Below are 10,450 nucleotides of genomic sequence, written 5' to 3' on the forward strand. Positions count from 1 at the left end.
CATCGTGTCGTTCAAGTTAAACATGGCCCTCCTGCAGACTTTGGTTCAACACTTCCATCAACAGCTTCTCTGAGCCGCTTCCAAAGTGGGCACGGAGTCCGTTGGGAAACAACAAGGACACGCCGTAAGGAGCCTGTTCATCCAAGGACAATTCTGCTGTTGGCCGTTTGATATTGATCGGAGCCAACTCTTGTTTGATACTGTCTTTCTCGGCAGAGTATTTCTTTTGCCAATAGTGATAGGTGGAATAACTCAATCCTATCTGTCGTAGGTACGACTTCAATGACAGGCCGCTTTGTTGCACCTGTATTTCTAATTCTTCAAATTCAGTTCTGTTCATTGCTATTCGGTTTGATTGTTATGCGGAGGCAAAATTACAATCAAACCATAGGGCATGCAATGTGTATTTCTTAGAATGCTTACGTATTTCCGGAGTAAACCAGGCTTATCCGGAAATGCAATTGTTTGTCCGGTCCTACGCATTCCAGTCCTCGCTCAGCCCTGACCTATCAGGATAGCAGTCCTGACTATAGAGGACTGGAAATGCAGATAAGTGTTGTCAGACATGCTTGGACATTTCTTTTTGGAGCAGGATTTCTTCAAAGGTGTTGGTAAACTGATAAAGATTCCCTAACTTTGTATGCAATCATTAAAAGCATCGATTATGAGATACTTGGATCCTAAAGCTGACCTGACTTTCAAGAAAGTGTTCGGCGAACACCCCGACCTGGTCATCAGCCTGCTCAATGCCTTGCTGCCTTTCGAAAAGCCCGAAGAGGAGATTGCGGAAATCGAATACCTGACACCGGAACTGATGCCGGAGACACCGCTGAAGAAGAACAGCATCGTAGACGTGAGGTGTAAAGACAAAATGGGCAGGCAGTTTCTGGTAGAAATGCAGATGCTCTGGTCTCCTGCGTTCATGCAGCGCGTATTGTTCAACGCCTCGAAAGCGTACGTGCGCCAGCTTGGAGGCAGAGAGAGCAAATACGAACTGCTACAGCCCGTGTATTCGCTCAACTTGGTAAACGATATTTTCCTGCCGGATGTGCCGGAGGCTTACCACGACTATAAAATCGTGCAGGTGGAGCATACGGACAAGGTGATAGAAGGGCTGAGGTTTATCTTCGTAGAGCTTCCCAAATTCAAGCCACAAGATTTCAAAGGCAAGAAAATGGCGGTACTTTGGTTGCGGTATCTGACGGAAATAGACGAGCATACGCGGCAAGCCCCCAAAGAGTTATTAGAGAATCCGGAAATCTGCAAGGCGGTGACGCAAATTGAAGAGTCTGCTTTCAGCGATGCGCAACTCTGGTGGTATGATGACTTCTGGGATGCCGTGCGGGTAGAGAACACTTTGATAAGCGATGCTTTGCGGGAAGGTATGGAACAGGGCATACAACAAGGTATACAACAGGGTATACAACAGGGTATACAACAAGGCATGCAACAGGGTATGCAAAAAGGTATAGAACAAGGCCTGCAGGAAGGTCGGCAAGAAGGTTTGGAAAAAGGCATACAACAAGGCATAAGGCAAGGCAATATCCAAAATGCGCGTGGCATGAAATCGGAAGGCATTCCGGCGGAAATTATCGCTAAAATCACCGGACTCACGCGTGATGAAGTGGAGAAACTGTAATAGGATAAAATCTTTCTTTGTGGAAAGAATCATGTAAAAAAGGATGGATTATGGATAAGCCAAATGTAAAAGGCATCCCTTACGGGGTGGCAAACTTTGAGGAAGTGCGGAGCAAAAACCGGTATTATGTGGACAAGACGATGTATCTGCCTCTTTTGGAAGAGGCAAATGATTTCTTGTTTCTGATTCGTCCCCGCCGCTTCGGCAAGAGTGTGTTCGTCAGCATGATGCAGGCATATTATGATATTGCCAAGGCAGACCGTTTTGAGACGTTGTTCGACGGACTGTGGATAAAGGCTCATCCGACTTCCCTGAAAAACGCTTGCCAGATTGTTTATTTCGACTTCTCGGTTATCGGGAGCGGGTCTAATGAAGGTGAGCTTGAAAGTAACTTCAATAAATATTGTTGTCAGGTGCTGGACATGTTTGCCGAGACATACGCCGGGTTTTACGATAAGGAGTTCGAAGAAAAGGTAAAGGCGGAAGACAGTGCCAGGGCTAAGTTGAACTATATCAATCTGCATGCACGTAAGAAAGGTTATCTTTTATACCTCATTGTGGATGAGTATGACAATTTCACCAACGTTATTCTCAGTGAAGGCGGAAAGGAGCGGTTCCGCAGGCTGACCCACGCCAGCGGGTTCTACCGGGAATATTTCAAGATATTCAAGGTCATGTTCAGCCGTGTTTTTTTGATAGGTGTGTCTCCCATTACCTTGGATGACCTTTCGAGCGGTTACAATATCGGTTGGAATATTTCCCAAGACCCCCGTTTCAATTATATGTTGGGCTTTTCCGAGTCGGATGTGCATACGATGTTCCGTTACTATCAGGATAATGGCAAATTGCGTTCTGATGCTGATATCGAGGCGATGCTGGAAGAGATGAGGCCTTGGTATAACAATTACTGTTTTTCGGAAGACTACATAGATGCCGAACGTCTTTACAATTGTGACATGGTGCTTTACTACTTGCGCCACCAGGTTGCTTTCGGCCGTCCTCCCAAAGAGATGGTGGATGTCAATGTGCGTACAGATTATAAGAAACTTCAGATGCTGGCAGGTATAGACCGTGGAAACCAGCGGGAAAACCGGATGGGAGTTATTGAGGAAATTGCGGCAACGGGTTCTGTGCTGATGAGGCTGAAGACTTCTTTCCCTGCTGAATATGTGACGGAAGACAATAATTTCCGCAGCTTGCTTTATTACTACGGGTTGCTCACGATGGGGACAAGTTATGGGAACATGATCAAAATGATTATTCCGAATAATTGTGTGAAAGAACAATACTGGAGTTTCATGCGTGATTATTTCAACCGTAGTTTTAAGATTGACAGTATCCCATTGGAACATGAAATGACGAATATGGCTTTTACAGGCGAATGGCAGCCTTTCATTCGCCGTATCGCTGCGGCATACAAGGAAAATTCTTCGGTGCGGGACAGTATTTTAGGTGAACATAACCTGCAAGTTTTTTTCAAGGCTTACCTTGCCTTGAATACACTTTATCTGGTAGAGCCTGAAATAGAACTGAGTTATGGTTATAGTGATTTCTTGCTTCTGCCCGACAGGGTGCGTTATCCGGAGATTGCGCACAGCTATATTCTGGAATTGAAATATGTAAAGCCGGCTGCAACAGATGAAGAGGTGGAAGCCAAAAGCCGGGAAGCTGATGTCCAGTTGGAAAAGTATAGCAAGGATAAAATCGTATGTCGTCTGTGTTCTGGCACGAAGCTTCACCTGTTGAAGGTGGTATTTCGTGGTGCGGAATTATCAATCTGTATGGAAATAGCTTGATGTTCCTCATACGCCCTGAAGACATCCTCATGGATAAGTTGGCGCATTCGGGCGTATGCGATACGCCCCTGCATGGGCAATTGGGGAAAATGAGGATATTCATATAGTATAAATACGCAATCTTTTAAGGTTTATATAGAGAAGTATACAGAATAAATTCGTATTTTTGTCGCCGATTATGAGCAGAATATTGGCAATTGATTACGGAAAGAAGCGTACGGGTATCGCGGTGACCGACCCGATGCAGATTATTGCAAGCGGGCTGACTACCGTGCCTACGCATGGACTGATGGATTTCTTGCTGGACTATGTGCGGCAAGAAAAGGTGGAGCGTATCGTTATCGGACATCCCAAGCAGATGAACAACGAGGATTCGGAAAGTATGAAGTATATCGTGCCTTTTATGAATCAGTTGAAGAAAAAACTGCCCGATGTTCCGGTGGAACTGTTCGATGAACGTTTTACATCGGTCTTGGCACATCAGGCGATGCTTGCCGGAGGCTTGAAGAAGAAAGCACGGCAAAACAAGGCTTTGGTGGATGAAATCAGTGCCACGATTATTTTACAGTCGTATTTGGAGTCGAAAAGAGGAATGTAAGTCTTTGAGTTTTTAAGTTTTTAGGTTTTTGAGTTAAATAATTCGACAATGACAAACAGAAGAACTAACAAACTAAAAACAGACAAACTTAAAAACTAAAGAACTGACAAACTAAAGAACTGACAAACTTAAAAACTAAAGAACTAAATAATATGATTTTACCTATCTATGTATACGGACAACCGGTGTTACGTGAGGAAGCTAAAGACATTACACCGGATTATCCGAACTTGAAAGAATTGATTCAGAATATGTTTGAGACGATGGATCGTGCCGACGGGGTAGGGCTTGCCGCTCCACAGATAGGTTTGCCCATCCGTGTGGTGGTGATAAACCTGGATGTGTTGGCTGATGATTTCCCCGAGTACAAGGACTTCCGTCATGCTTATATCAATCCCCGTATCGTGGAAACGGGCGACAACATTGTTTCGATGGATGAAGGATGCTTGAGCTTGCCCGGCATTCATGAAAGTGTGAAACGTCCCGACAAGATTCATGTGACCTACCTCGATGAAGACATGAATCCGCATGATGAGTGGGTGGACGGTTATCTGGCACGTGTGATGCAGCATGAGTTCGACCATCTGGAAGGAACCATGTTTATCGACCATTTGTCGGCACTCCGCAAGCAAATGATTAAAGGCAAACTTAACGGCATGCTGAAGGGCAAGGCCCGTTGCTCTTACAAGGTGAAGACAGTGAAATGATTCGGAAGCTTATTTATATAATATATATAGGAGTGTTTTTCCCGATGATAGCCGGCGCCCAGATTAATACGGACCGGGTGATGGCCATCGGGAAAAACGCTCTTTATTTTGAAGACTATGTTCTTTCCATCCAGTATTTCAATCAGGTTATCAATGCCAAGCCTTACTTGGCCGAACCGTATTTTTATCGTGGACTGGCAAAACTGAATCTGGATGACTTTCAAGGTGCGGAAGCCGATTGTACGGAATCGATTGAGCGCAATCCGTATGTACCCAATACGTATCAGGTGAGAGGCATCGCGCGTATCCAGCAAGAAAATTACACGGGTGCCATACAGGATTACGAGAAAGCGTTGACATTCGATCCTGAGAATACCAGCCTGTGGCATAATCTGGCTTTGTCGCGGATGCGGAGCGAGGATTATGCGGAAGCGAAAGCCGACTTGGATACGCTGATCCGGATTGCCCCCCGCTATATTGATGCTTATCTGATGCGTACGGAAGTCTCTCTCAAGCAGAAGGATACGCTTCAAGCCATGTCGGATGCCGACAAGGCTATCGAAATGGACCGTTATAATGCCGACACGTGGGCTTCACGGGGCATGCTTTTCCTTCAGCGGAACAAGTATGCCGATGCCGAAAGCGACCTGACCGAAGCCATACGCCTGTCGGTGCGCAATGCGGGCATGTATATCAACCGTGCGTTGGCACGCTATTACCAGAACAACCTGCGGGGGGCTATGAGCGATTACGACTTGGCTCTTGACATCGACAAGAATAACTTCATCGGGCATTACAACCGGGGCTTGCTCCGTGCCCAGGTAGGAGACGATAACCGGGCTATAGAGGATTTCGACTTTGTGCTCCAGATAGAGCCGGACAATATGATGGCGGTCTTCAACCGGGGCTTGCTGCGTGACAGGACGGGAGATTATGCCGGTGCCATCAGTGACTATACTACGGTGCTGGAAGAGTATCCCAATTTCTTGGCAGGCTATCAGTATCGTGCCGAGGCTCGTAAGAAAACAGGCGACCTGAAAGGTGCAAGCCAGGACGAGATGAAAGTATTGCAGGCGCAACTGGATGCGCAGAACGGAAAGACATCGCAACAGACTGCTTCGGCCGACAAGACCCGTAAGAAGTCGGATAAGAACATGAACAATTTCCGTAAGATTGTAGTGGCAGACAATGAAGACGAACGTTCGAAATACAAGACCGATTATCGCGGACGTGTGCAGGACCGTAATATCACGATTCTTCCCCAGCCGATGTTTGTGCTAAGTTATTACGAACGTCCGGATGAAGTGAAACACCAGATTAACTATTCGAAATATATCGATGACTTGAATAACCGTCGTGTCTTGCCGCACCAGTTGTTGATAACCAATAATGAAGCTTCGCTTACCGAAGGGCAGGTGAAGCAGCATTTTGCATCGATTGATGACATAACGGAGAAGATTGTGAAAGAGCCGGACAATGCCTTGCACTATTTTGCACGTGCCCTTGATTTTTATCTGGTACAGGATTTTGATAATGCGTTGGAAGATTTAGACCGTACCATCGAAAAGGACAATGCGTTTTTCCCAGCCTATTTTATGCGGGCGATGATCCACTACAAACAGTTGGAATACAGGAAGCGGGATGCAAATTATGAAATAGAGCAAAGTCAGGAAAAAACGTTGCAGGTACGTGCGCTGGATTATGCCATGGTGCGCGATGATTTGGATGAAGTGATTCGTCTGGCTCCCGATTTTGCCTATGCGTATTATAACCGTGGAAATATCTATGCCGTGATGAAGGATTACCGGTCGGCATTGGTGGATTATAATAAGGCTGTCGAACTTGATTCGCGTTTTTCGGATGCTTATTTCAATCGAGGACTGACGAATGTGTTCTTGGGTAATAACAGCGAGGGTGTGCAAGACTTGAGTAAGGCGGGCGAGCTGGGTATATTCTCGGCATACAGCGTGCTGAAGCGTTTTACTACAATGAAGGAGGAAGATTAGGTAGTTGAAAGATGATAAGATGATAAGTTGACTAGGTGACAAGGTAACAAGGTTCTGAATAGTTTGACTAAAGGTATTTAAAACCTTGTCCCCTTGTCCCCTTGTTACCTTGTTGCCTTGTCACTAGTCAACTAATCACCTAAAAATTGTATAATTAAAAAGTTTTGTTTATTTTTGCGACTCAATAAAAAAGACTAACATAAAAGACTATGATTAAGATAACTTTTCCTGATGGCTCTGTTCGCGAGTATAACGAAGGAGTTACTGGTCTGCAGATTGCAGAGAGCATCAGTTCTCGTCTGGCGCAAGATGTTTTGGCTTGTGGCGTAAATGGCGAAACGATTGATTTGATGAGACCTATTAACGAAGATGCCGATTTCGTTCTTTACAAATGGGATGACGAGCAGGGTAAACATGCATTTTGGCATACCAGTGCCCACTTGTTGGCTGAAGCTTTGCAGGAACTGTATCCGGGTATTCAGTTTGGCATTGGTCCTGCTATCGAGAACGGTTTTTATTACGATGTAGATCCGGGAGATGACGTGGTTATCAAAGAAAGCGACCTGCCGGCCATCGAACAGAAGATGATAGAACTGGCTGCACGTAAGGAGCCGCTGGTGCGCAAGAGCATTGCGAAAGACGATGCGCTGAAGATGTTCGGCGAGAGAGGTGAGACATATAAGTGCGAGTTGATTTCTGAATTGGAAGACGGGCATATCACTACCTATACACAAGGTGCATTCACCGATTTGTGCCGCGGTCCGCATTTGCCTTCCACCGCTCCTATCAAGGCTATCAAGCTGTTGTCGGTTGCCGGTGCTTACTGGAGAGGACAGGAAGACCGCAAGCAGATGACCCGTATTTACGGTATTACCTTCCCGAAGAAGAAGATGCTGGATGAATACCTGACCATGCTGGAAGAAGCCAAAAAACGCGACCACCGCAAGATTGGCAAGGAAATGGATTTGTTCATGTTCTCGGATATGGTAGGCAAGGGATTGCCGATGTGGTTGCCGAAAGGTACAGCGTTGCGCATCCGCCTGCAGGATTTCCTGCGCCGCATTCAGGCACGTTACGATTATCAGGAAGTGATGTGTCCGCCTATCGGAAACAAGCTGTTGTATGTCACTTCGGGACACTATGCGAAATACGGTAAGGACTCGTTCCAGCCGATTCATACGCCGGAAGAAGGCGAGGAATATTTCCTGAAGCCGATGAACTGCCCGCATCACTGTATGATTTACCGCAACAGTCCGCGTTCGTACCGCGACCTGCCTTTGCGTATCGCCGAATTCGGTACGGTATGCCGTTACGAGCAGAGCGGTGAGTTGCACGGATTGACCCGTGTGCGCAGCTTTACACAGGACGACGCGCACATCTTCTGCCGTCCCGACCAGGTGAAAGACGAGTTCCTCCGTGTAATGGATATTATCTCGATTGTGTTCAAGTCGATGAACTTCGAGAACTTCGAAGCGCAGATTTCCTTGCGCGACAAGGTGAACCGCGAGAAATACATCGGTAGCGATGAGAACTGGGAAAAGGCAGAACAGGCTATTGTAGAAGCTTGTCAGGAAAAAGGACTGAAGGCGAAAGTGGAATATGGCGAAGCTGCGTTCTATGGTCCGAAGCTCGACTTTATGGTGAAAGACGCTATCGGCCGCCGTTGGCAGTTGGGTACCATTCAGGTAGACTATAACTTGCCCGAACGTTTCCAGTTGGAATACATGGGTGCCGATAACCAGAAACACCGTCCGGTAATGATTCACCGTGCGCCGTTCGGTTCGATGGAGCGTTTTGTTGCCGTATTGATTGAACATACAGCCGGTAAATTCCCGTTGTGGCTGACTCCCGATCAGGTTGCTGTCCTTCCGATTTCGGAGAAGTTTAATGAGTATGCCGACCAGGTTCGTCTGGAACTGAAGAAGTACGACATCCGCGCGTTGGTAGACGACCGTAACGAAAAGATTGGCCGCAAGATTCGTGACAACGAGATGAAGCACATCCCTTATATGCTGATTGTGGGTGAAAAAGAAGCTGCCAATGGCGAAGTTTCTGTCCGCAAACAGGGAGAAGGCGATAAAGGTACGGTAAAAATCGAAGAATTTGCAAAAAATATTGCGGAAGAAGTTCATAATATGATAAATAAGTGGTAACTTTGCAACCGCATTTGCAAAAGTCATTTTGGCTTTCGGCAAAAAAGAATAACAATAATTACATTAATAATATTATAAGCAGACAAAGGAAACAAGTATTTGAATGAAAAATGACAATTTGAAAGGGCAACATCGAATCAATGAACAGATTCGTGCCAAAGAAGTCCGTATTGTGGGCGACAATATTGAATCGGCTGTTTATCCTATAGCACAAGCTTTGCGGATGGCTGAAGAACATGGTGCCGATTTGGTAGAAATTTCACCCAATGCTGTTCCTCCCGTTTGTAGAATTATTGATTATTCTAAGTTTCTTTACCAGTTGAAGAAACGGGCAAAGGAGCAAAAGGCAAAACAAGTGAAGGTCAATGTAAAGGAAATCCGTTTCGGTCCTCAGACTGACGAACACGATTATAACTTCAAGTTGAAACATGCTATCGGGTTCTTGCAGGGAGGCGATAAGGTGAAAGCATACGTTTTCTTTAAGGGACGTTCCATTCTCTTTAAAGAACAAGGTGAAGTGTTGTTGCTTCGTTTTGCCAATGATTTGGAGGAGTATGCGAAAGTGGAGCAGATGCCTATCTTGGAAGGAAAGCGTATGACTATTGCATTGTCGCCGAAAAAAGCGGGTGGAACAAAGAAACCTGCTGCTCCGAAAGCGGCAGAACCGCGCGAAGCAGGTGTTGTAGAAAAGAATGAGAAAAGTGCGTAACGTGCCGGTATAGTGCGTTGCCACAGTTAATAATAATAATTAAAACTTAAACAAGATGCCAAAAGTAAAGACTAACTCCGGTTCTAAAAAAAGATTCGCTCTTACCGGAACGGGTAAAATCAAAAGAAAGCACGCTTATCATAGTCATATCCTGACTAAGAAGACAAAGAAGCAGAAACGAAACTTGTGTAAAATGGGTTTGGTTCACAGCGCAAACTTAACTGCAGTGAAAGAACTTCTTTGTATGCGTTAATCTTCGCAGGTAGTGTAAATGTATTATTTAAATTATTAACCGAATGCATTAGCCTCAAGTCCGGTTGTAAAACATCGGCGCTAACATTCAAAAATGAATTAAAACTATGCCAAGATCAGTAAATCACGTTGCTTCAAGAGCAAAAAGAAAGAAAATTTTAAAATTAACTAGAGGTTACTTTGGTGCAAGAAAGAACGTTTGGACCGTTGCCAAAAATACATGGGAAAAAGGTTTGACTTATGCATACCGTGACCGTAAGACTAAAAAACGTAACTTCCGCGCATTGTGGATTCAGCGTATCAATGCTGCTGCCCGTCTGGAAGGTATGTCTTACTCAAAACTGATGGGTGCATTGCACAAAGCCGGTATTGAAATCAATCGTAAGGTGTTGGCCGACTTGGCTATGAATCATCCGGAAGCTTTCAAGGCTGTGGTTGATAAAGTTAAGGTGGCTTGATAGAAGTAAAGAAATCAGAAGAAGGCAACTCTTGGAAAAGAGTTGCCTTTTTCGTTGATGTATGCTCGGCATGAGTATTAGCTAACGGGTGCAAGTCCCTAATGAGCCCTAATAGCGGGAATCATACAGCCC

At 45.4% G+C, this 10,450-nt stretch carries 10 protein-coding genes; 9 read left to right on the forward strand and 1 reads right to left on the reverse strand.

All coding sequences use genetic code 11. The features are described from left to right. Nucleotides 1-16: 16 nt before the first annotated feature. A complete protein-coding gene (gene tnpA, locus H9625_RS16220) occupies nt 17-340 on the reverse strand; it encodes an IS66 family insertion sequence element accessory protein TnpA (RefSeq protein WP_021992076.1) in 324 nt (107 codons plus the stop codon). Between the two features lie 324 nt (nt 341-664). Here tnpA and H9625_RS16225 point away from each other — a divergent pair, with 324 nt between their 5' ends. The 9 genes from H9625_RS16225 (at nt 665) to rplT (ending at nt 10,318) form a co-directional block, all read left to right on the forward strand. After that, nucleotides 665-1,639: an Rpn family recombination-promoting nuclease/putative transposase gene (locus tag H9625_RS16225; RefSeq protein ID WP_191765338.1), complete on the forward strand. Its 975-nt coding sequence runs from the start codon at nt 665-667 to the stop codon at nt 1,637-1,639. Nucleotides 1,640-1,689: 50 nt separating this feature from the next. After that, the gene (locus H9625_RS16230) at nt 1,690-3,435 is read left to right on the forward strand and encodes an ATP-binding protein (RefSeq protein WP_191765339.1); all 1,746 of its coding nucleotides are present in this window, start codon (nt 1,690-1,692) and stop codon (nt 3,433-3,435) included. Between the two features lie 178 nt (nt 3,436-3,613). Continuing rightward, nucleotides 3,614-4,033 (forward strand): Holliday junction resolvase RuvX, encoded by a 420-nt coding sequence (gene ruvX, locus H9625_RS16235; RefSeq protein WP_022040188.1) that lies wholly within the window; start codon nt 3,614-3,616, stop codon nt 4,031-4,033. Nucleotides 4,034-4,185: 152 nt separating this feature from the next. Next, the gene (gene def / locus H9625_RS16240) at nt 4,186-4,740 is read left to right on the forward strand and encodes a peptide deformylase (RefSeq protein ID WP_087407077.1); all 555 of its coding nucleotides are present in this window, start codon (nt 4,186-4,188) and stop codon (nt 4,738-4,740) included. Beyond that, on the forward strand, nt 4,737-6,746 hold the full coding sequence (locus tag H9625_RS16245) for a tetratricopeptide repeat protein (RefSeq protein ID WP_022040186.1): 2,010 nt from the start codon (nt 4,737-4,739) through the stop codon (nt 6,744-6,746). The genes def and H9625_RS16245 overlap by 4 nt, the downstream gene beginning before the upstream one ends. Nucleotides 6,747-6,955: 209 nt before the next feature. Continuing rightward, the gene (gene thrS / locus H9625_RS16250; RefSeq protein WP_087210722.1) at nt 6,956-8,899 is read left to right on the forward strand and encodes a threonine--tRNA ligase; all 1,944 of its coding nucleotides are present in this window, start codon (nt 6,956-6,958) and stop codon (nt 8,897-8,899) included. Nucleotides 8,900-9,002: 103 nt separating this feature from the next. Then, entirely contained in the window at nt 9,003-9,608 is a 606-nt protein-coding gene (gene infC / locus H9625_RS16255; protein WP_022040184.1) for a translation initiation factor IF-3, read from the forward strand. A 55-nt stretch (nt 9,609-9,663) separates the two neighbouring features. Then, entirely contained in the window at nt 9,664-9,861 is a 198-nt protein-coding gene (rpmI, locus tag H9625_RS16260; protein WP_022040183.1) for a 50S ribosomal protein L35, read from the forward strand. A 106-nt stretch (nt 9,862-9,967) separates the two neighbouring features. Continuing rightward, a complete protein-coding gene (gene rplT / locus H9625_RS16265) occupies nt 9,968-10,318 on the forward strand; it encodes a 50S ribosomal protein L20 (protein WP_087210727.1) in 351 nt (116 codons plus the stop codon). Nucleotides 10,319-10,450: the final 132 nt, after the last annotated feature.

Source organism: Phocaeicola intestinalis (assembly GCF_014837065.1).
GTDB lineage: Bacteria > Bacteroidota > Bacteroidia > Bacteroidales > Bacteroidaceae > Phocaeicola > Phocaeicola intestinalis.

Bases quoted from the DNA above. Each gene is read 5' to 3' on its own strand.
- tnpA (WP_021992076.1), bottom strand. From the start codon at position 340: ATGAACAGAACTGAATTTGAAGAATTAGAAATACAGGTGCAACAAAGC.
- H9625_RS16225 (WP_191765338.1), top strand. From the start codon at position 665: ATGAGATACTTGGATCCTAAAGCTGACCTGACTTTCAAGAAAGTGTTC.
- H9625_RS16230 (WP_191765339.1), top strand. From the start codon at position 1,690: ATGGATAAGCCAAATGTAAAAGGCATCCCTTACGGGGTGGCAAACTTT.
- ruvX (WP_022040188.1), top strand. From the start codon at position 3,614: ATGAGCAGAATATTGGCAATTGATTACGGAAAGAAGCGTACGGGTATC.
- def (WP_087407077.1), top strand. From the start codon at position 4,186: ATGATTTTACCTATCTATGTATACGGACAACCGGTGTTACGTGAGGAA.
- H9625_RS16245 (WP_022040186.1), top strand. From the start codon at position 4,737: ATGATTCGGAAGCTTATTTATATAATATATATAGGAGTGTTTTTCCCG.
- thrS (WP_087210722.1), top strand. From the start codon at position 6,956: ATGATTAAGATAACTTTTCCTGATGGCTCTGTTCGCGAGTATAACGAA.
- infC (WP_022040184.1), top strand. From the start codon at position 9,003: ATGAAAAATGACAATTTGAAAGGGCAACATCGAATCAATGAACAGATT.
- rpmI (WP_022040183.1), top strand. From the start codon at position 9,664: ATGCCAAAAGTAAAGACTAACTCCGGTTCTAAAAAAAGATTCGCTCTT.
- rplT (WP_087210727.1), top strand. From the start codon at position 9,968: ATGCCAAGATCAGTAAATCACGTTGCTTCAAGAGCAAAAAGAAAGAAA.